This is a genomic window from Streptococcus cristatus (assembly GCF_003943465.1).
Classification (GTDB): domain Bacteria; phylum Bacillota; class Bacilli; order Lactobacillales; family Streptococcaceae; genus Streptococcus; species Streptococcus cristatus_C.
In genome coordinates this window covers 142,618-163,658 of the sequence record NZ_RJPR01000001.1, presented here as the reverse complement: position 1 = coordinate 163,658, position 21,041 = coordinate 142,618, and the positions used below count along the sequence as shown (strand labels likewise).

The window sequence follows — 21,041 nt, the reverse complement described above, 5'->3', positions numbered from 1 at the left end:
GACAGAAATCGGTAATTGGTTAGAATTCGATTTCGTCGTCCCACCTCCGCACAGTTGAGTAGGGCTGTAAAAGCTGATGAAATCAGCTTTTACAGCCCACTCAACCACTGCGTCTTGCTCGACAATCCAAAGACAATTGAGAGGCTAGGACTTTTGTCCCAGCCTCTTTTTGATGATTATATTGGCATGTAAGTACGCTCTCTATCAAGCGGCTAAGAGCAGAGGATAGAGATAGCAAAGTAGCGTGAAACTAATAAGGGCGTAGAAGATACCGATTCGGATCGCTTGGATGGGCTTGTAGAAACGAATCAGGGTCAGAATACACCAGACCAGTAGAACGAGGATAAACCAAGCGGAGATCAGGCGCAATGGTGTTGGGCCATAAAGATAGATATAGATGCCAAAGAGTTTCCAGCCAGCAAGCAAGGCCAGTAAAAATGCGAAAATAAAGAGGACAGTGCTGGCTAGACGAGTACCTTTCTGGTCCCAGAGAGGTTTTTGGGCCAGCAAATAAAAGGCGGCTAGCACAGCGAAATTTAGAAGTGATACACGAACAAGCTGCCAGAAACCAGCAACAGCAACGGTTGAGGCGTTTTGTGGAGAAATAGTTTGGAGGCTAGTACCAGCACTAAGGAGTTCACTTAACTCTCCTAAACCAACGAGGAAAAAGAGAGCGTAGGTCAGGCAGAGGCTGCCGATGATGATATAGGCTGTAAAAGCAGGAAACATTCGCAGTGGCTGAATTTTATTTTGGAAGCTTTGATAGGTAACTTTGATATCTTTTTGATTCAGTAAGCTGCCAACAATCAGACTGTAGAGATAGAGGCCAATAGGTAGGGCCAAGAAGAGGCGAAGAGCGATGGCGTCTGTATCAAGATTTGAAAAGATCAAGTCAAAGAAAAGATGCAAGGCATCAGCTGTATCACTAAAGAAAAGAGCGAATCGATCAGAGACTTGGCTGAGTTGTGACCAAACGAAGAAGACCAGCATACCAGCAATCAGAAGGCTACTTGCGATCATCGTACTTTGGACTGCTTTTTTAGAAGAATCGCTGTCTTCAGTACTTGTATCTGAAATCTTGTCTCTCAGAGCAAAGACCTGAAGACCGGCGAAAAAGTTTCTAAAAGGTAGAATCACAAAGGCCTGAATGCTATCGTACCAAACCATGATCCCCAAGTGACCTTGATTGAGCCAACCCGTCCGTGATAGGATATAAAAAGAAAAGGAGATGTGGAGAGTCAAAGCTTGAAACATCTCTAATTGCGGGTGAAAGCCCCAGATACTGAGAGCCAGTGCCTGAGTCAGGCTGAGAATCAGGAAAAGATTGGACTCGAGTCCAGCAGAGGCATCTTTTTCAATTTGAGGCAAGCTTTTCGGCGTTTTTCTTACTAACCACTCGGTCAAGCTAATCAAACCAATCGCAATAGGAAAAAAGTAAATGGTTTTGTTACCTTCAATGGCAACGGTATAAAAATAGGCTAAAAAATAGAGAATGAGAGAGCTGATTCTAAAATTCTTCAGTTCCTTTATGTTTAAAGCTGAGAAGATGCTTTTTCGCTCTTCGCCTTTTTCAAAAGGAAGGTAGGGTTGCCCCGTCCTTTGTTCTTGTAATGGTGTTTCCATGATTATTCCTCCTCAGTTTCATCTGTGATATATTCAAGAATATCGCCGGGCTGGCAGTCCAATTCCCGACAAAGGGCATTAAGTGTTGAAAAGCGTATTGCCTTGGCTCGGTTATTTTTCAAGATGGACAAGTTTGCAGGGGTGAGGTCAATCAATTCTGCTAAGCGTCCAGCACTAATCCGTTTTTGAGCCATGACAAGGTCTAAATTTATCTGAATCATAGTCCCTCCTAAATCGTGTAGTCTACTTCTTCTTGCAGCTCAATTGCCTTGCCAAAAGCATTGCGGATAACTCGAATAATCAAGGTTAAAATGCAGCAAGAAACGGCTACGAGGAGCATGGGCATATAGACTGTCAAGCCCATAAAGAAAGAAATGAGGGCGACCATTCCGACTTCCCAGCCCAGATAGCGCATATACTGTACATTCTGTCTGATAAAGACCTGATTTTTCCCGATGCGGCTGAGGAGCCGATAGAGATGTACGATACAGGTTAGAGCCAGGCAGCCCAAGACATAGCCTAGAAGCAACAATATCCAATAGCGACTTTCTCCCTGAAAGAAAGGAGAGGGAAATTCAATGACTAGGCTGACTACCCAAGGTCCAATGGCTATCAGGACAATGGAAGCAATAAATAAAATGCTGAGGCTGATTTTTGTAAGCACAATGCTTATATCTTCAGCTGTTTTTTGTCTTGTCTTTGACATGGATTCCTCCAAATAATTTCTATTTTTATTTACTATATCACAAAATATATCGATAATCAATAACAAAATATCGAAAAATAATAAAAAATTATCAAAAAACAGCAAAACTGCTCTTGATAGGCAATAGAGGATCGATAAATACTTGCTGGAGTAGATGGAGAGAAAGTAAAGCTCTTGCCCCTTTATCTGACTTTTTTGGTATAATGAAGAACAGGAAATACAAGGAAGTAAAGTATGGAAATTTTTGATACACACACTAAAGGATAGAGAAGTTCATTTCAAAAGATTATAGAAATCACTAAGTACAAATTAACCAAGAAACTAACCAAAGGAAAGCAAAAGTAGCAGTGAAAAGAGGAGCAAGTCTTCTCTTTTATTAATTTCTAATACTGATAAAACTTTTACTGGTTACTTGAAAAGTTTATTTATATAAAGTAAACTATAGATAGTTAATTTTAGGAGGTTTAATATTGTCTACTGAGCTGAAATACGGCAATGATTATCCGAAATCTTGTCCACCATCTAGTGCGGCTCCTATTGAAGGAGATTTTTACAGACTATGTGCTACAAATCCTCCGACATTAAACGATTTTAAAACACATGTAGATTTAGGCTTGCCCTTCCCATCTCCAAAATTATGTGAAGCGAAAGCATTATCGTTTTTTACTAATTTAGATTCGATTGACAGAATGCAAAAACGGTTTCCTAGATTAAAAAATAAGATTGCTGTTTTAGTGTCAGTTTCATCTGAGCATGGAGTTTCAGTGTTGTCTGGTGACCATTTAAATTTATGGGAATATCAAGGAGTTAATTTTTTACAGAAAGAAGGAGGTGTAGAAAATGAGTAACGTTAATTTTGATATTGAATCAATAGAATATCTTTATATATTTGATTACTATGATTTTCCGCTTTCTTTTATTACTAAAAAAATTAATGGGAAGTACTATTTCTTTTATTATCTTGATTTTGAAACTTATTTTGTAAAAGCATTATCAATTAAAGATATAAATTTGATTTTTTCTGATATTTCGACTCGGAGCCTTTTGGAAAACTTTTATAATCAAGAAGACTTCTTTGTGCTATATAAGAATGAGAATAATCAATATGTCTTTAATAATATTTCTAAGTTTGAAATTGAGCATAATATTAGAGCGACGGATTATTTTCCTGAGAATGATTCTACATTCCAGCAAGACTTCATCACTAATAGAGATTTTGAAACTTTATGTCGAGAATATACTTCTATTTTTTCGGATTTATTTGATAATAAAGAATTAACTGTAAAGTTAGTAGATAGATATAACTCTCACTCGGCTTCAGCCAATATAGTTATCAAGACGATAAATTTATTAAATACATTTATGGATTCTTTAAAATTACATTTGAATGAGAGTAATATATTTACAAATGAAAATATGGTTTTAAAGCCATTTACGCCTGGTTCGTTTAATATAAATTTTGAATTAGTTAAGTCTCCAGAAGTTAGTTTCTTTGAAAATGATGCTCAGATTTACTTTGATGATTTTATTGTTTTTATTGACTCTTTAAATAGCAAAGATGTTAATGAAGTCTATGAAGACTTAATATTTGAGGATACCAAAATTGTAAAAGAACTTGGAGAGTATTATAGTCTTATAAAAGCTAATGACATTTCAGTAAGCATTGAAAATAATCATAATAAACTTTCTGAGATTACTGTTAATGAACAGACAGATAATTTCATTAATAGTTTACAATCTTTAACAAATAAACTTACCAATTCAACAGAGATTGTAGAAACATTTAATTTTGAAGGCACTGTAGAAAGTGCTAGTAATGCACGAAATCATATAACAGTTAGGACGATTTCGGGAAGTATCAAAGCAAAATTTTCTAAAGCAATTTTCAATGATATTAAAAAATTGAATAGAACGGTATCAATTTCAAGTATTATTCAGGGACAATGGATAAAGCGTACATATTTAGATGAAGATGAAAATATCATTGATACAAAATATGAAATAGTTGAATTTCAGCAAAGTGCTTAGTGAATATTAAAAGAGGAATTCGTAGTGAGTTCCTCTTTTAATCTATATTTTTAACAATCTCGTTGAAGGAAGAAATGATTTTAGACTTTTTGGTATCTGATAAGTCGGATATATTGTCAACTAATGTAGTTATGGGGACAGAGTTGTCCGAAAAAGGAAAATCAAAAAAATCCTCAACGCTCATATTTAAGGCTGTGAGTACCTTTTCGAGTGTTTGTATTTTGAAATCATATTTTAGATTCTCTATATTTTGTATCGCTTTAATACCTAGGCCTGCTTGGGTAGAGAGTTGCTCTTGACTCAGATTTTTTTCTTTGCGACATTCTCTTATTCTATTTGAGATATATTTTTGCAGTTGATTGGCTTCCATCCATCTAATTCCTCTTTTGTACTATTTTACTATCCTTTTAAGTGAATATTAAGTACAACCAGCTATCCAAAAACCAATAAATGTATAGCTAAATATACATTTTTATGTTAAAATGGATAAAAAACAATACAATAGGAGTATAAAGATGGATATTGAATCCGCAATTAGGCAATATTTAAATTTAAAGAATCGTCTGATACCTTCAACTGAAACTGAAATTTATACATTGAAAAGAGGTATCCCAAAGAAAGTAAAATCTTTAAAGAAAATAAAAAATGCTAGCACTAATATTGAAGATTTTGAGTGGGCAATACGGACACGAGGCTTTACAATTTTTAATCTTTTTTCTTTAACATCCTACATAGTCTTTTTTATTTTTTCTATCATTTTGACAATTGTGTTATTTGTTTCTGCATTTGTAATATTGATTGTAGAAGCTCTCTTAGATAGGCAGAATTTTGAATTTGAACATTCTATGATTTATAAGCCTATAGAATTTTTAGATAGTATAATAGCAGACCCATCTCAACTTTTAATTCCAATACCTATATGGTCTATACCCATTATTTTAATACTAATTGTTTTATGGATTGTTTATAGTTTCGCACAGGTTAAGCGTAATCGAAAATATTATGAAGATGTGGTCATACCCCAAAATATGTTTGATAATGCACAAAAACCTGCTGAAAGGCAAAAGGTGCAAGAGGAACTGAACCAAGTTAATTTAAAGCTTCAAAATGCTGAAGACAGATTAAAACGCTATAAATCTCAACTTCATAGTTTACGGAATTCTATTAATATCCCCGATAGATATTTTCAAGATGATGCTTTTCTCAGATTTATTTTACAAAAGTTTGAATATGGACAAGCTCGGACGTTAGGAGAAGCATTAAATTTATTGGAGAGAGAAGAGCAAACGATTCGTATTGAAATAGCTCAGAGAAAAGCAGCTGAGGAAACTCGACGTGCAAGTGAACGTAGAGAACGACAGCACGCAGAAACTATGAAGGAAATGGAGAAAAATACAGAAGAACTCAGGAAGCAGAATGAACGAGCCGAAAGATGGGAGCGCCATTTTTGGTAATAAATTATAAAGGAGTAAGAGTTGGATAAGAGAAAGAATTTTATAAAATTATTATTTATAGGGGTGATACTGTTTAGTCTGGGTGCATGTGCTTCGACTTCTAAAACGAAATCAGAAGTCAATTATGAGGATTTGATAGGTGTTTATGTGTATGAAAAAAAAGGCTATACAGATGATTCATATGAGGATAACGAAGAAGAACTTACTTTACGATATGTTTTACAGATAAAAGAAAGAAATCAAGGGACAATTGATATTCATTTTGTAACTGAAAATGGTAGTCGTAGAAAAAGTATCTATGGTCAACGTGTGACAATTGACTTAAAGAAAGGCACTATTGAAGATAATAGTGGGAACGAGACCACGTTTAAGGTGTCAACTAATACGATTTTGTTGGAAGATATAACACATACGTTTGGAACTATTAAGTTGAAAAAAGTTAAATAGCTAACATATTTTTCTTTATAAGAGTGGGAATAGCGTAGTTTTTAGTCTTTTCCACTCTTATATAGAAACCAAAGGACACATGGGGCGATGTGTCCTTTTAATATATCTTTACTCTATTTTATAGCCATTTGTAATCAATAAGAAATTCTCTTAATTGTTGTGTTTGTGTAGTATTATCTGAAGCTTTGATTCCATCTATCAGTAATTGTCGAATAGGATTTTTGACTGATAAGTGGAATTGCCAATCTAAATCTTTATAAATTTCTTCTACTTCTAAGATTGGTTTTTCTATGTATCTTTTGCTAAAGTCTTTTAACAGTTGAATATGATTATCAATGAGATAGAAATTATTATTTTTAATATCGATTTTAGTTTGTTCCTCAATTCGCTTTCTGGCATGGATGCAAAAGTAAATACTACTTTTTTTGAATTTATAATCGCTAGCATGCTTTCTATAAAATTCTATATCGCATTCTATAGTTTCAACTGCAAACTCTTCAAAAAAGTTTTCGGTATTATTAAGAAACGAACTATTATCTTGAAGGAAATAATTAATACTTTCTTTACTAGATAGCTCGGTTATTAGAGACGTCCTATTAATGAAATAGTTGATATACTCTTGAATTATAGATTTAATTTCCTCAGTGTTGATATTAGTTGCTTCAATTAAATCTTTCTGATTTTCTAAAACCATCCGATTAAATTCAAGTATTTTCATAATGTTCCTATAAGCCATACCATAGTCTTTGATAATCTCTTTAAAGTATCTGTCTTCTATCTCATCAAATTTTTCCAGGATTATTTCCCAGTATGCTTCAGAATCAGTCATAGTATTGTTTAGATGCTGTCGTAATTCACCTAAATTTTGAATTTTAATGTGCTTAACAATCTTTTTCTTTTCCTGTTCCTGTTTTATATACTCAATAAGACAAGCAACAAAAAATATATTATATGATTTTTTTGGACGCCCGGCTTTATTGTTATGGATTATTTGCATGGCTGGTTTGTTGTTATTATAAGTTGTCTGGAGTTTGTTTATTTTTTCTAAGAATATTGTGTTTTTTTCAAGGTATTGAATCTTACGATATAGATTGTCTTTAGAAACATAGTAGTATGTTTCTTTGGTTACTACTTGCTGTAGTTCTTGAACTGTAAAATATCTTTTTAAATAGTGTTCAAACGCGTCTAATATTTGTTGGTATTCATCATTTGTCAGATGTTTTTTCTCAAATTCTGTTTGGGACTTATAACCAAACTGTTCTAGAATTGTATCAAAACATATTTCGTATACAAAACTATAGTCTCTGTCTTCTGTAATTTTTTTATAAAAACTAAAAATATCATTCATATTATTTTGCTCCTTAACCCAAAAATTATTTCATTGTATCATTAAAACATAAAAAAAGGAGGTATATTTTAATGAATAGTTCATGAATAATAAATATTTTATCACGTTTCTGATTTTAAAAAACTTAACTTTAATAAAAAAGGAGAGAGCAATGAAGCTACCGAAATTATTAAAACAAAATAAACATAGCGAAGAATTTGCTAATACGTTGATTAAAAAGAACAAGCCAGTATTTTGGCTTCCGTCTCTTCCTCAAGAATCCTTTAAACAAAATAAGGAAACAGAAAGATGGGAAATTGATGGGTACAAATATTGGTTTTATCAGCCGGGGAATGGACTGCCACCATTCGAAGTGAAGACTTCAAAGAGATATGAAAGCTTGCCCGAAGATATTGTAGCAATAAAGTTTGAGCATCTATCTGCTGTAAGAATCAAAGACGATGTCTATTTTAAATGTGAAGATTTTAATATCTTAGAAAGAGATAAATAATGGCTCAAATATTTTTTACTGATGATGTTTTAGAAGAAGAGGTTCGAGGTAAGATTGTCGGTTTTACATTTGATGAGCAAAGGAAAGCTAAATTCGGAATAAAACTTACAAAAGATGTTGAATATTCTGTTATCGGATATGATTACTCTGCCAATAAGGCACCGATATATTTGGGATTAGTGGTTGAATCTGATGAGAAAACGGGTTCGGTACGTGTATCAAACATTGAAAATCGAGTGTCTAAATTATTAAAATCATTATCAAACGAAAAAAATAAACTCTTAGATGAAATTGAAGAGTTAAAAACTGAGATTGATAAAAAAGAGAAGGAGTTTGAGCGTTCAAATAATCAATTATTTGATGTACAAGATGCTGTTATTGAATTTGAAAGAGCTTATGACGAACTTCAAAGAGAATCTGAAAAAACACTTGAACAGTTCGAGCATACTAAAAATCAGATTGAAAAATTTGAACAATGGCTCAATAAAAATTGGTTTGTTAGTAAGCTCTATCATTTTTATAAAAAATATAATCAGATTTAGCGTTTTGAAGCTAGGCATTTTGAGAAAGCATTATTCATATTTGTAAGATATCTATTTGATGTTGATATATTTTATCTTTCTACAGCAGAACCGATATTTTTACGAAGTCAAATTGTTGAGCAAATGAACTGTTCTTTGAACAGTAGTGACATTCGTGAGACGCAGTCAGATAAGACAAGCGAGCAGATGTCACGTCAGAATGCAGTGAGGCAATGCAGACTGAGTAAGAATATCTATGACTGCTATGATGAGGTACAGATATGAGAAATAGCTATCATCAAAATATGTAATGATAATTCAAAAAGTTAGTGAGAAAAGGTAAGCTGATGAAGTTTTTAATAGAGATTAGAGCACGACCAATTTTGTATATAGCTGATAATAATTTGAAATATATTTTTGTAAGAGACTGTATTAATTTTCAGTTTTTGGAGTTTTAATCTTTCAAAACGAAAACAATACTTGTAGTTTTAATTTTAATTATTCAACGCGCGTGGTTTAGACTGGGCTTGTCAACTAGTCTAACCTGAACAATTAAAGGAATAATTAGAAAAAGGAGTTAAATTAATGACAAAAGAATCCAAAATCCAGTGCTTTATGGTTGTTCAATATTTTTCTGAGCAATATTGGAAGGATTGGGATGTTAGCTTTATTACAGAAGCTAAAGGGGGAGATATTGCACCCCTCCTTAATGAGATGGTCAAACGTATTAGTGAGATAACCACGGTGTCTGAAGCATATGGAATTATTCATGATAAAGATGAAGAGGAACTGTATGATGTTGAAACACAACAGTTTTATACAAAACCAATAGAGAATCACGGGCACTTATTATTTAAACTTTCAGAAGGAATACCTATCTCTAAGTTGGCAGATGTAATTGGAATTGAACCACAATATATTGAAAAAGCTAAGCGTGGGAGATATGGTTATGACAATTTACTCTCTTATTTAATCCATAGTAAAGAAAACAACAAATATCAATATGCTCCTCAAGATGTAGTTAGTGTTGTTGGAAAAAACTACATGGAGGTATTTAAGGAGAGGTTCGGTTGCTGGAAAAGAGGAAGAATAAAGAAAGATATTAAATTTTCAGAAGATGAAATTGATAATCTTATTCTAGATATTATCCAAGAAAAAATTGGGAAATCAGAAATCCTATTAGATGAAAAGTATCACATGATTTACACGACATTTAAAACTAGGATAAACGAGGCCTTTGCTGTGCTCGGTGAGATAAAAGGGAATAGAACGAAGAAAGCAATAGAGAATGGTGAGTTCAAAAAAACAGTTCTATTTATTCATGGAAGGTCAGGGTTAGGTAAGACCAGATTTGCTAAAGAGTTGGCGTCAAAAATTCAGGGCTTGGCATTGAGAAATGGTCAAAAATGGGATTTAGCTACTACTGCTGGAACAAATATCATGGATGACCTAAACGGTGAAGAAATCCTTTTACTTGATGATGTTAGAGGAGAAAGTTTAACAGCTAGTGATTGGCTAAAGTTGCTTGACAATTATAACATCAGTTTTGGCTCTGCTCGGTACAAAAATATCTTACCTTCAGCGAGGATTATCATTGTTACAAGTACCAAACATCCATTAGAATTTTTCTATAAATGTAAGGATAATGAGCGAGAAGATTTATCTCAGTTTATACGGCGATTTGACTCACTTATTACCCTACAAAATTATCAGGTAGGGGATAATATCCAATTTTTCCAAGCGAGTCCTAAAAAGGCTAGCAATGTTAAAAGAAAGATTCCCAATCGTGAAACTATAGTTACTATAAATCATGATTTTGAAAAAAATAATTTCATGAATAAAGGTGAATTAGTAGAATTTTTGTTAGCCCAAGTTAGTCTAAATAATAAGTGGGAATTAGAGCAAGAAAAAAACCTGTCAGACACTTTTAGCGGAGCAACTGACAAGCCAAGTAAGTGATAAAAAAAATTGTCTTTTATCATCTCCATTATATCAAACAAGAGAGTATTATGGAAAATTTATATAAAACTAAAAAGAATATTTCAGAGCTGTTTGATGTTCCCTTAAAGACATTGAATAATGATTTAACTGAAATGAGACGGATAGAACAATTTCAATGCTATATTTTAAAACCATCTCATAAGAGAGTATATATAAGTATTGAGGGATACGAGCAGTTTTTGCAATATAAACAAAAGAAGTATGAGGAAGCTATGTAGTTGTGTTATAATTAAGCTATGCTACATAGCTTTCCTTTGCTTATAAGATAAGTAAAAGGAGAAAAAATGTTTTATAAAGAGTTAGATAATGGCAAATATCGCTATTATGAGAAGTTTTATGATGAGCGAGAACAGAAGTGGAAACAGGTCACTGTGACTCTGAAATCAAAATCTCGAGTTTCACAAGCAGAGGCTAAACGCCGTTTAGCAAGGAAGATTGATAAGATTCTCACCGCTCCTACAAAAGAGGAATTGAGAAAGCAAAAAATCAAGGATATGCCTTTTAGTCAGCTGTTGGCAGAGTGGGAGGTCATTCGAGCTAGTGAGATTAAACCCTCTAGTTTTAGAAGTGAGATGAAATGCTTGAAGTTTTTCATGGATGCAGTGGGAGATTTGAGGTTATCCGATTACACTACGCAATTAATTCAAACCTATCTCATGAGTTTAGATATTCAAAACTCAACACGGAAAAATCGTAAGATTTATTTGAATGGTATTTTCGGTTATGCTGAAAAGATTGGCTATATCTCAGAGTCGCCTGTAAAAAGTGTAGTGATTCCCAAGCAAAAAGTGGATTATGAGAAGCTTAAGAAGGCTAAGGAACACTTTATCAGTAAAGAAGAACTGGGTTTGGTTCTGTCTTACTGTGAGAGTCACAATAAAGACAAACGATACGCTTTAGCAATGGAGTTTATCTTTCTAACAGGCCTTCGTTTTGCTGAATTTATTGGGGTTCGCTATCAGGATGTGGACTTTGAAAACCATCTTCTGAAGATTGACCATACCATCGACTACGTTGCACATAGGTATGATGAAAGAGTCTTGCAGACAACAAAGACAGTAGGTTCGGTCAGGACGATAGCTCTTAGTGAACGATGTTTAGCAATTATTGACTATTTCCGGCTAAATTGTCTTGATGAAGATTTTATCTTTGTGACTGACCAGGGGAATATTATGAGACAGCCTTTATTGTATAAGTTTATCAAAGATATTTGTGATACAGTTTTAGGCGAGGGACGAGCTTATAATGTTCACATGCTTAGACATTCTCACATTAGCTTACTGGCAGAATTGGGTGTGCCTATCAGAGCTATTATGGAGCGTGTAGGACATAGGGACCCCTCTATTACTTTGACGGTCTACAATCATATTACTCAGAATGTGCAGGACGAAATGAGGGGAAAACTCAATCAAATCCGCCTGTAAAACACTAACCATAGAACTAACCAAATACTAACCCAAGCTACTAGTAAATAAAGGAAATATGAGGAAATATCAAAAAATAAAATCCTTGATTTTCAAGGCTCAGGGAACTTTCAGGAATGAGGAGGAAATATAGTTTGAAAATTTTTGATACACACACGCATTTAAATGTGGAAGAATTTGCTGGTCAAGAGGCAGAAGAGCTTCGGTTGGCTGCAGAAATGGGCGTTAGCAATATGAATGTTGTCGGTTTTGACCGGCCTACTATTGAGCGCGCCTTGGAGTTGGCCGACAATTATGAGCAGATTTATGCTACGATTGGCTGGCATCCGACTGAGGCTGGGACTTATGATGAGGCGGTGGAAGCCTATCTGCTGGACAAGCTTGCTCATCCAAAAGTGGTGGCTCTGGGCGAGATTGGGCTGGATTATCACTGGATGACAGCGCCTAAGGAAGTGCAAGAGCGAGTATTTCGCCGACAAATCCAGCTCTCCAAAGAGTTAGATCTGCCCTTTGTCGTCCACACGCGCGACGCCTTAGAAGATACCTATGAGATTATCAAGAGTGAGGGTGTAGGCCCTCGGGGCGGTATCATGCACTCTTATTCGGGTTCTTTGGAAATGGCAGAGCGTTTTATCGAGCTGGGGATGATGATTTCCTTTTCTGGAGTCGTCACCTTTAAAAAAGCGACGGACATTCAGGAAGCAGCGCAGTATCTGCCTTTGGACAAAATCCTCGTCGAGACGGATGCACCTTACTTGGCACCTGTTCCCAAGCGTGGCCGAGAAAACAAAACAGCCTATACTCGCTATGTGGTAGAGAAAATTGCTGAACTGCGTGGGCTGACGGTCGAAGAAGTGGCTCAAGCGACCTATGAAAATGCAAAGAAGGTGTTTGGGCTGAGAGACATAGATGAATAGGAGGGAACAATTGTCTGACATACAAAGTAATGATAGATATTATTTTAGAGGTATTTCCGAAGACATGTTGGCAAAGATTAATAAAACATCAACTATTGCCTTCAATGACTTGCTTCAAGAAATGAATCTGTGTGAGTTCTTGATTGCTCCTCTCACTTTTGAATTACTTGGGTACAGTTTGAAAAATCTGCCAGATACAATCTGCCTCTTAAATGAATTAGGAGAAATCAATTATGAAGATAATCTAATATCAGAAAAAAATTTGCTGAATTTTTTCAAATATTTAATCATCAATGTTCCTGAATTAGAGGTACGATTTCAGAAATTATGTCAAAAAATTAAAGAGAGGTAGCCGCTTATTTATTCTTTAAAAGAGGAAAATGGGGAACTCTTGTTTTTGGAATCAGGTGCCGTGACTGGCAGTGTTCGCTTGTTGGTTTTTCCAGAAGAAATCGTTCTTTTAACTTTGTCAGGTTATGATTAAAATGGAGTACGATAGTGATAAATAGAATAAAAATTTCCCAAGTCATCGTGGTTGAAGGTCGCGATGATACGGCCAATCTCAAGCGTTACTTTGACGTGGAAACATATGAGACACGAGGTTCCGCAATAAATGACCAGGATATAGAACGCATTCAGCGTCTGCATGATTTGCATGGAGTTATTGTCTTTACAGATCCTGATTTCAACGGCGAGCGGATTCGCCGTCTGATTATGACGGAAATTCCCACTGTCCAACATGCCTTCCTCAAGCGTGATGAAGCAGCTCCTAAGTCCAAGACTAAAGGGCGCTCGTTAGGCATTGAGCATGCTAGCTTTGAAGACTTAAAGACAGCCCTCGCTGGGGTGACCAGCCATTTTGAGTCAAGCAGTGATTTTGATGTAACAAAGAATGACCTTATGCGCCTAGGGTTGCTCATGGGAAGCGATAGCCGTCAGCGCCGAGAGTATCTGGGCGAGCGGCTCCGTATCGGCTATTCTAACGGCAAGCAGCTACTAAAGCGACTGGAACTGTTTGGCGTGACTTTGGCGGAAGTAGAAGAAGTCATGCTCAAGTATTCAGTTTAACGGAGTCAGAAATGAAAAAAGTAATTATTACGGGCGGCAATAGTGGTATAGGCTATCAGGCTGCTAAACAGTTAGCTGAAAAAGAGTGGTCAGTGACCCTATTTTGCCGGCGAAAAGAAGCGGCTGAGCAAGCCTGTGAGGAAATTCGTCAGCAGACAGGAAATCCACATGTAGATTATATCTTGGTTGATCTATCTGATGTGAAGAGTGTCAGGAAAGCGGTAGAACAGTATATCCAAAAAGAAGACGCTCTAGACGTTCTGATTAACAATGCAGCTGACTTTGATTTGTCAGTCAAAAAGCCAATCCTGACTAGGGAGGGATTAGAAAAGCAATTTGCGACCAACGTGGTTGCTCCCTTTTTACTTTCTACCTTGTTGAGGGGCTTGTTGGAAAAGTCAAAAAGTGGTCGGATTATTAATATTTCTTCCCAAGGGCTGATGCTTTATCCTTTCATGAAGCTTGATTTTGAAAATTTAGCTGGTCAAAAACATTATAGTCCTGCCAAGACCTATTATCAGAATAAACTAGCCTTGTTGATGCTGTCACTTTATATGCGGAAACAGTGGAAAGGCATCAAAATTCAGGCAATCCGTGTAACCAATGTCAAAGTAGATATGCGCCGCTATGATCACCTCAGCGCTTTTATGAAAAATCTGTATAAAATTAAGTCAAGATTTTCGATGAGTCCTGAAGAAATGGCGAAAGTCTATACAGCCTTATCTACAGAAGATGGCCATGACGGTTTTTTGTATGACGAGAAATGCAGAGAAGTAAAGGCTAACGCATTTGCTTACAAGGAAGAGGAGCAAGCAAGACTCTATTACTTACTTGAACAACTGACCTTTTCAAGAGACAATCTATAAAGATTTAGAAAAATAAATTTTTATGCTTACTTCAATAGTGGAAGGAAATTCAGATATCTAAATCTGTTTGGAGTGATCTTGGCAGAAGTGGAAGAAGCTATGAAATCTTATGATAATAGTTGAGCAGACCTCAAAATGCATGGAGAATGTGTTACAATAGAGGTACTTAGATTTATTTTGATAGCGTTCAAATAGAAACTTATAAGGAGAGAGCAAAATGAAAATCCGAGTTGATAGAGATTCTGTGTGTATGGGGGACGATGTACTGCCTCATGAGGTGGAATTTGAGATTCCTGAAGATATGACGGTGAAAGAATTTTTTGACTTTCTAGAAATGGAACGTTACCTACCTTCTGTCCAAGGGAATAATGTTGCCTGGGAACTTCGTAATAGAAACGGGGAACACGGAGTTTATTTCACCAAAACACGAGAAATCATTCATCCAGATGCACTCCTAAAAGATATGGTGGAAGGATTTGATGGAACACCCTTATTTGTTTTGCTCTATCATTATACTCCAGAAGCTTACTATAATAGAAAAGAGAGAAAATGAGAATTGCAGATTATAGTGTGACCCGTGCCATTCTGGAGCGTCACGGTTTCACTTTTAAAAAATCTTTCGGTCAGAATTTCCTGACGGATACCAATATCCTCCAGAAGATTGTGGATACAGCAGAGATTGACAAAAAGGTCAATGTCATTGAAATTGGTCCTGGTATTGGGGCTTTGACAGAATTTTTGGCGGAAAGTGCCGCAGAGGTCATGGCCTTTGAGATTGATGATCGGCTGGTACCGATTTTAGCGGATACTCTGCGCGATTTTGACAATGTGACAGTGGTTAATCAGGATATTCTCAAGGTTGATCTGGCTCAGTACATAGCAGAATTTAAAAATCCAGACCTGCCTATCAAGGTGGTGGCGAATCTTCCCTACTACATCACGACGCCGATTCTTATGCATTTGATTGAGAGCGGGATTCCTTTTAGTGAGTTTGTCGTGATGATGCAGAGGGAAGTGGCAGATCGTATTTCGGCTCAGCCTAATACCAAGGCCTATGGCAGTTTGTCGATTGCGGTGCAGTATTACATGACGGCCAAGGTTGCCTTTATCGTGCCGCGGACAGTCTTTGTGCCAGCGCCAAATGTGGATTCGGCCATTCTCAAGATGGTGCGTAGAGACCAGCCAGCAGTGGAAGTCCAAGACGAGAAATTCTTTTTCAAGGTTTCCAAGGTTAGCTTTGTCCATCGTCGCAAGACGCTCTGGAACAATCTGACCAGTCATTTTGGAAAGTCTGAGGAGACCAAGGCTAAGCTAACAGCTGCTTTAGAGCAAGCTGAGTTGTCTCCAAGTGTTCGGGGGGAAGCCTTGACTTTGGCAGATTTTGCCCGTCTGGCGGATGCCTTGAAGGAACAAGGATTATAAGATTTGAAAACCAGCCCTTTTTGAAAAGGGCTGATTTTTCTGAAAGAAATTTCAAGACGATTTCATAATTTTTCAAAAGAAAAACTCTTGTCAACTTGGACAAGAGTTCCTGTTCGATGCGGAGGAAGGGATTTGAACCCTCACACCCGTACGGGCACATGCGCCTGAAGCATGCGTGTCTGCCGTTCCACCACCTCCGCTTGCTTTTTATTATAACATATTTTTTGAAAATGCCAATAGTAAAAGCCAAATATATGTTTTTTTGATATAATAATTGTATTAACTTTAAAGGAGCAGTCTTGCAAGGAATAATTATCAAAGCCTTGGCTGGCTTTTATTATGTAGAGTCAGATGGGCAGGTATATCAGACGAGAGCGCGTGGAAATTTCCGCAAAAAAGGTCAGACGCCTTATGTTGGTGACCATGTCGAATTTTCAGCGGACAAGGATTCTGAAGGTTACATTTTAAAAATCGCCGAGCGTAAAAATAGTTTGGTGCGGCCACCCATTGTAAACATTGATCAGGCAGTTGTCATCATGAGTGCCAAGGAGCCGGACTTCAATGCTAATCTCTTGGATCGTTTTTTGGTACTTTTGGAGCACAAGGACATCCACCCGCTCATCTATCTGACTAAGCTGGATCTGTTGGAGGATGACGCCAGTTTGGATACTTATGTACAGGCCTATCAGGCCATCGGCTATGAGGTTGTTAAAACCACTGAGGAGTTACTGCCACTTCTGACGGGGAGAATCACTGTTTTTATGGGTCAGACTGGTGTTGGGAAATCCACCCTGCTCAATAAAATAGCACCAGACTTACAATTAGAAACAGGAGAAATTTCTGAAAGTCTGGGGCGGGGGCGTCATACGACACGGGCGGTTAGCTTTTATAACCTAAATGGCGGAAAAATTGCGGACACTCCAGGCTTTTCTTCCTTAGACTATGAAGTAGACAAGGCAGAAGACCTGAACGCCGCCTTTCCAGAAATTGCCGAAATCAGTCGGGACTGCAAGTTCCGAACTTGTACCCATACGCACGAGCCGGCTTGTGCCGTCAAACCAGCCGTAGAAGCCGAGCGAATTGCCGCTTTTCGTTTTGAAAATTACCTGCAATTTCTCAGTGAAATCGAAAATCGTCGTGAAATTTATAAAAAGACGGCTAAAAAACTTCCTAAATAGAGAAAGGAACTATCATGAAAACATTTAAAATTGCTCCCTCTGTTCTGAGTGCGGATTATGCTAATTTTGAGACAGAGTTGAAAAAGCTAGAAGCTAGCGGAGCGGAGTATGCCCATTTGGATGTCATGGATGGTCATTTTGTACCCAATATCAGCTTTGGGGCTGGGGTTGTGGCCAGTATGCGTCCCCACAGCAAGATGGTTTTTGACTGCCATCTCATGGTATCCAATCCTGAGCATCATATTGAGGAATTTGCTCGGGCGGGTGCGGATATTATCAGCATCCATGTGGAAGCGACACCGCATATTCACGGGGCTCTGCAGAAGATTCGTGCGGCAGGCGTCAAGCCTAGTGTGGTTATCAATCCAGGAACCCCAGTCGAAGCGATTAAAAATGTCTTGAATTTAGTGGACCAGGTCTTAGTGATGACAGTCAATCCAGGATTTGGCGGTCAGGCTTTTCTGCCCGAAACCATGGGTAAGATTCGTGAACTGGTCGCTCTGCGAGAGGCCAATCAGCTGAACTTTGATATTGAAGTGGACGGTGGGATTGACGATAAGACGATTCAGATGGCTAGAGAAGCTGGCGCCAATATTTTTGTGGCCGGTAGCTATGTCTTCAAAGGTGATGTCAGCCATCAAGTTCAGACCTTGAGGGATGCACTAGATGCCTAGGATTGCTCTGTTTGCTGGCGGTGATTTAGCGGAGGTCAATCGGGATTTTGATCTTTTTGTCGGAGTTGATCGTGGTGCCTTTTATTTGCTAAAGCAGGGCTTGCCTCTGGACTTAGCGGTTGGCGATTTTGATTCTGTTTCCGATGAAGAATTGCTGCATATCAAAGATAGAGCCAAGGAAGTCATTCAGGCTCAGCCTGAAAAGGATGATACGGACTTAGAATTGGCTGTTCTGGCTTGCTTTGAGCGCTATCCAGACGCTTATCTGACGATTTTCGGCGCCTTTGGCGGTCGTCTAGACCATGCTCTGGCCAATATTTTCTTGCCCAGCAATGATAAAATCGCTCCCTATATGGAGCAGCTGATCTTAGTTGATGACCAGAATTGCATTCGCTATGTGCCCTCTGGCCGTCATGAAATCAAGCCAGTGGAAGGCATGGACTATCTGGCCTTTCTGCCGACCGAAGATGTTCCTTTGACCATTGAAGGAGCCAAATATCCTTTAAATGAAACGAATTTTTTCTTTAAAAAAGTCTATGCTTCTAACGAATTTATAGATAGACCTGTATTTTTATCCTTTGACAGAGGTTATACGGTTGTTATTTACAGTAAAGATAGGAGTTGATATGGAGTATATCATCATCATCCTGCTTATCATCAATCTGGTCTTTCTCTATTTCTTCTGGCAGAGACAGGGGCAGCAGGAGCAGGCAATCAGAGTCTTGCTAGAAGAGCAGGAGGATCACTTGTCCGACCAGCTGGATTACCGCTTTGAGCAGGAAAGACAGCAGGAAGCTCTTCGGCAAAAAGAGTTGGAACTTGTTCTGGGAGATCGGCTGGCAGAAGTTCGAACAGATTTGCACCTCCATTTGACGGATTTGCGAACCGAAATGGCGGATAGTTTCAGTAAAAATCGAGACAAAACCGATGAGCGGATGCGCCAAATTCAGGAGTCCAATGACCTGCGGCTGGAGCAGATACGCCAAACTGTTGAGGAAAAATTGGAGAAGACTTTGCAGAGTCGCCTGCAGACCTCCTTTGAGACGGTGTCCAAGCAGCTAGAATCTGTTAATCGTGGTTTAGGAGAGATGCAGACAGTGGCTCGGGATGTGGGCAGTCTCAATAAGGTTCTTTCCAATACCAAGACCCGTGGCATTATGGGCGAGCTTCAGTTGGGACAAATTATCGAAGACATCATGACACCTAGTCAGTATGAGCGGGAATTTGCCACAGTGGCAGGTTCTAGTGAGCGCGTGGAGTATGCCATCAAATTGCCGGGACAGACGGATCAGGACTATGTCTATCTGCCCATCGATTCCAAATTTCCTCTGGCGGATTATTACCGCTTGGAAGAAGCTTATGAATCGGGCAACAAGGAAGAGATTGAACTTTATCGCAAGTCGCTGTTGGCTAGCGTCAAGCGTTTTGCCAAGGACATCAAGAGTAAATATCTAGCTCCGCCAGCTACGACTAATTTTGGGATTATGTTTTTGCCGACGGAAGGTCTCTATTCCGAGGTGGTTCGCAATCCAGAGTTTTTCGATGGTTTGCGGCGAGATGAGCAGATTGTTGTAGCGGGTCCATCTACCCTGTCAGCCCTACTCAACTCTCTCTCGGTTGGCTTTAAAACCCTAAACATCCAGCGTAGCGCAGATGACATCAGCAAGGTTCTGGGTAGCGTCAAGCTGGAATTTAATAAATTTGGCGGTATTTTAGCCAAGGCTCAGAAACATCTGAAGAACGCTTCTGGCAGCATTGATGAGCTACTGACTCGACGAACCAATGCCATTGAAAGAACGCTACGGCACATTGAGTTGTCTGACCAAGACCTTCACTTACACTTGCTCGATATTCCAGATGAAAGGGAAGACTATGAAAATTAATCAAATGAAAAAGGATGAACTGTTTGAAGGCTTTTATCTGATTAAGTCAGCCGAAGTCCGACAGACCAGAGCTGGGAAGAATTACCTCGCCTTCACTTTCCAAGATGATACTGGAGTGATTGAGGGGAAATTGTGGGATGCCCAGCCCCATAATGTGGCAGAATTTACAGCGGGGAAAGTCGTCCACATGCAAGGCCGTCGCGAAGTCTACAATAACACCCCGCAGGTTAATCAGTTGACCCTGCGCCTGCCAAAAGCGGGTGAGCCTAATAATCCTGCTGATTTCAAAGAAAAACCACCTGTTGATCAAAAAGAACTGCGAGAATACCTGGCACAAATGATCTTCAAGATTGAAAATCAAGTCTGGCAAAGGGTTGTGCGCTCCCTTTACAGTAAATACGATAAGGAATTCTATTCTTACCCCGCAGCGAAAACCAATCACCATGCTTTTGAATCAGGACTCGCTTTTCATACAGCTACTATGGTCAAGCTAGCGGATGCAATTGGTAACATCTATCCTCAGCTCAATAAAAGCCTTCTTTTTGCGGGGATTATGTTGCACGACTTGGCCAAAGTCATTGAGTTGAGCGGTCCAGAAAATACGGAATATACTGTCCGAGGCAATCTGATTGGCCATATTGCGTTGATTGATGAAGAATTGACCAAAACCTTGGCGGAGCTGAAAATTGATGATACCAAGGAAGATGTCATCGTTTTGCGCCATGTCCTCCTTAGCCACCACGGTCTCCTTGAATACGGCAGTCCCGTTCGTCCAAAGATTATGGAAGCAGAAATCCTACACATGATTGACAATCTGGATGCGGAAATGATGATGATGACTACGGCTCTGTCTCTCGTTGCTCCAGGAGAAATGACTAATAAAATATTCGCATTGGAAAATCGTTCCTTCTATAAACCAAAAATTGATAAGTGAAATACGAAAAATGGGCATTATATTTAGTATAATGTTCGTTTTTTTGATATAGTATGA

25 protein-coding genes and 1 tRNA gene are annotated in these 21,041 nt (G+C 37.9%); 20 read left to right on the top strand and 6 right to left on the bottom strand.

Annotation, left to right across the window (positions count from 1 at the left end):
• Nucleotides 1–204: 204 nt before the first annotated feature.
• From D8793_RS00845 to D8793_RS00835, 3 genes are read right to left on the bottom strand one after another with little or no spacing between them, the layout of a single operon-like run.
• Nucleotides 205–1,623, bottom strand: coding sequence for a DUF4153 domain-containing protein (locus D8793_RS00845; RefSeq protein WP_125370923.1), 1,419 nt, complete (start codon nt 1,621–1,623; stop codon nt 205–207).
• Nucleotides 1,624–1,625: 2 nt separating this feature from the next.
• Nucleotides 1,626–1,844 (bottom strand): helix-turn-helix domain-containing protein, encoded by a 219-nt coding sequence (locus D8793_RS00840; protein ID WP_005591644.1) that lies wholly within the window; start codon nt 1,842–1,844, stop codon nt 1,626–1,628.
• A gap of 8 nt (nt 1,845–1,852) precedes the next feature.
• Nucleotides 1,853–2,329, bottom strand: a complete 477-nt coding sequence (locus tag D8793_RS00835) for a DUF2975 domain-containing protein (protein WP_041826919.1) — start codon at nt 2,327–2,329, stop codon at nt 1,853–1,855.
• A gap of 470 nt (nt 2,330–2,799) precedes the next feature.
• On the opposite strand from D8793_RS00835, the gene D8793_RS00830 reads away from it, so the two are divergent.
• Together D8793_RS00830 and D8793_RS00825 are read left to right on the top strand one after the other, a co-directional pair.
• Nucleotides 2,800–3,177, top strand: coding sequence for a hypothetical protein (locus D8793_RS00830; protein ID WP_083312520.1), 378 nt, complete (start codon nt 2,800–2,802; stop codon nt 3,175–3,177).
• A complete protein-coding gene (locus D8793_RS00825; RefSeq protein ID WP_125383756.1) occupies nt 3,170–4,357 on the top strand; it encodes a hypothetical protein in 1,188 nt (395 codons plus the stop codon). Before D8793_RS00830 ends, D8793_RS00825 begins: the two co-directional genes overlap by 8 nt.
• Nucleotides 4,358–4,394: 37 nt before the next feature.
• Here the strand turns inward: D8793_RS00825 and relB are convergent, their stop codons facing one another.
• On the bottom strand, nt 4,395–4,727 hold the full coding sequence (gene relB, locus D8793_RS00820) for a type II toxin-antitoxin system RelB family anti-toxin (RefSeq protein WP_125371199.1): 333 nt from the start codon (nt 4,725–4,727) through the stop codon (nt 4,395–4,397).
• Between the two features lie 145 nt (nt 4,728–4,872).
• Between relB and D8793_RS00815 the strand changes: the two genes are divergently transcribed.
• Together D8793_RS00815 and D8793_RS00810 are read left to right on the top strand one after the other, a co-directional pair.
• Nucleotides 4,873–5,811, top strand: coding sequence for a hypothetical protein (locus tag D8793_RS00815; protein WP_125371198.1), 939 nt, complete (start codon nt 4,873–4,875; stop codon nt 5,809–5,811).
• Between the two features lie 21 nt (nt 5,812–5,832).
• Nucleotides 5,833–6,258, top strand: coding sequence for a hypothetical protein (locus tag D8793_RS00810; protein ID WP_125371197.1), 426 nt, complete (start codon nt 5,833–5,835; stop codon nt 6,256–6,258).
• A gap of 118 nt (nt 6,259–6,376) precedes the next feature.
• Here the strand turns inward: D8793_RS00810 and D8793_RS00805 are convergent, their stop codons facing one another.
• Complete coding sequence (locus tag D8793_RS00805) at nt 6,377–7,606, bottom strand: hypothetical protein (RefSeq protein WP_125371196.1); 1,230 nt, start codon at nt 7,604–7,606, stop codon at nt 6,377–6,379.
• A gap of 151 nt (nt 7,607–7,757) precedes the next feature.
• On the opposite strand from D8793_RS00805, the gene D8793_RS00800 reads away from it, so the two are divergent.
• From D8793_RS00800 to rsmA, 11 genes are all read left to right on the top strand, one after another.
• Entirely contained in the window at nt 7,758–8,096 is a 339-nt protein-coding gene (locus D8793_RS00800; RefSeq protein WP_125371195.1) for a hypothetical protein, read from the top strand.
• On the top strand, nt 8,096–8,638 hold the full coding sequence (locus tag D8793_RS00795) for a hypothetical protein (protein ID WP_125371194.1): 543 nt from the start codon (nt 8,096–8,098) through the stop codon (nt 8,636–8,638). The genes D8793_RS00800 and D8793_RS00795 overlap by 1 nt, the downstream gene beginning before the upstream one ends.
• Nucleotides 8,639–9,202: 564 nt before the next feature.
• Nucleotides 9,203–10,576 carry a Rep family protein gene (locus tag D8793_RS00790; RefSeq protein WP_125371193.1) on the top strand — a complete coding sequence of 458 codons (1,374 nt, stop codon included), beginning with the start codon at nt 9,203–9,205 and terminating at the stop codon, nt 10,574–10,576.
• Between the two features lie 50 nt (nt 10,577–10,626).
• The gene (locus D8793_RS00785; RefSeq protein WP_003032236.1) at nt 10,627–10,836 is read left to right on the top strand and encodes a hypothetical protein; all 210 of its coding nucleotides are present in this window, start codon (nt 10,627–10,629) and stop codon (nt 10,834–10,836) included.
• A gap of 66 nt (nt 10,837–10,902) precedes the next feature.
• Nucleotides 10,903–12,042 carry a tyrosine-type recombinase/integrase gene (locus D8793_RS00780; protein WP_125371192.1) on the top strand — a complete coding sequence of 380 codons (1,140 nt, stop codon included), beginning with the start codon at nt 10,903–10,905 and terminating at the stop codon, nt 12,040–12,042.
• Nucleotides 12,043–12,158: 116 nt separating this feature from the next.
• Entirely contained in the window at nt 12,159–12,959 is an 801-nt protein-coding gene (locus D8793_RS00775) for a TatD family hydrolase (RefSeq protein ID WP_185761025.1), read from the top strand.
• A gap of 10 nt (nt 12,960–12,969) precedes the next feature.
• Nucleotides 12,970–13,311: a hypothetical protein gene (locus tag D8793_RS11835; protein ID WP_260471081.1), complete on the top strand. Its 342-nt coding sequence runs from the start codon at nt 12,970–12,972 to the stop codon at nt 13,309–13,311.
• A 146-nt stretch (nt 13,312–13,457) separates the two neighbouring features.
• Complete coding sequence (gene rnmV / locus D8793_RS00765; RefSeq protein WP_125371190.1) at nt 13,458–14,027, top strand: ribonuclease M5; 570 nt, start codon at nt 13,458–13,460, stop codon at nt 14,025–14,027.
• Between the two features lie 11 nt (nt 14,028–14,038).
• A complete protein-coding gene (locus D8793_RS00760; RefSeq protein WP_125371189.1) occupies nt 14,039–14,893 on the top strand; it encodes an SDR family NAD(P)-dependent oxidoreductase in 855 nt (284 codons plus the stop codon).
• A 217-nt stretch (nt 14,894–15,110) separates the two neighbouring features.
• On the top strand, nt 15,111–15,446 hold the full coding sequence (locus D8793_RS00755) for a hypothetical protein (RefSeq protein WP_125371188.1): 336 nt from the start codon (nt 15,111–15,113) through the stop codon (nt 15,444–15,446).
• The gene (gene rsmA, locus D8793_RS00750) at nt 15,443–16,315 is read left to right on the top strand and encodes a 16S rRNA (adenine(1518)-N(6)/adenine(1519)-N(6))-dimethyltransferase RsmA (RefSeq protein ID WP_125371187.1); all 873 of its coding nucleotides are present in this window, start codon (nt 15,443–15,445) and stop codon (nt 16,313–16,315) included. Before D8793_RS00755 ends, rsmA begins: the two co-directional genes overlap by 4 nt.
• A gap of 117 nt (nt 16,316–16,432) precedes the next feature.
• On the opposite strand, the gene D8793_RS00745 is transcribed toward rsmA, so the two are convergent.
• Nucleotides 16,433–16,515: transfer RNA gene (locus D8793_RS00745), tRNA-Leu, on the bottom strand.
• A 99-nt stretch (nt 16,516–16,614) separates the two neighbouring features.
• Here D8793_RS00745 and rsgA point away from each other — a divergent pair.
• From rsgA to D8793_RS00720, 5 genes are read left to right on the top strand one after another with little or no spacing between them, the layout of a single operon-like run.
• Nucleotides 16,615–17,493, top strand: coding sequence for a ribosome small subunit-dependent GTPase A (gene rsgA / locus D8793_RS00740; protein WP_125371186.1), 879 nt, complete (start codon nt 16,615–16,617; stop codon nt 17,491–17,493).
• Nucleotides 17,494–17,507: 14 nt separating this feature from the next.
• Complete coding sequence (gene rpe, locus D8793_RS00735) at nt 17,508–18,167, top strand: ribulose-phosphate 3-epimerase (RefSeq protein ID WP_045500502.1); 660 nt, start codon at nt 17,508–17,510, stop codon at nt 18,165–18,167.
• Complete coding sequence (locus tag D8793_RS00730) at nt 18,160–18,792, top strand: thiamine diphosphokinase (protein ID WP_125371185.1); 633 nt, start codon at nt 18,160–18,162, stop codon at nt 18,790–18,792. The genes rpe and D8793_RS00730 overlap by 8 nt, the downstream gene beginning before the upstream one ends.
• Nucleotide 18,793: 1 nt before the next feature.
• The gene (locus D8793_RS00725; protein WP_125371184.1) at nt 18,794–20,050 is read left to right on the top strand and encodes a DNA recombination protein RmuC; all 1,257 of its coding nucleotides are present in this window, start codon (nt 18,794–18,796) and stop codon (nt 20,048–20,050) included.
• Nucleotides 20,040–20,984: a 3'-5' exoribonuclease YhaM family protein gene (locus D8793_RS00720; protein WP_125371183.1), complete on the top strand. Its 945-nt coding sequence runs from the start codon at nt 20,040–20,042 to the stop codon at nt 20,982–20,984. Before D8793_RS00725 ends, D8793_RS00720 begins: the two co-directional genes overlap by 11 nt.
• Nucleotides 20,985–21,041 lie beyond the last annotated feature (57 nt).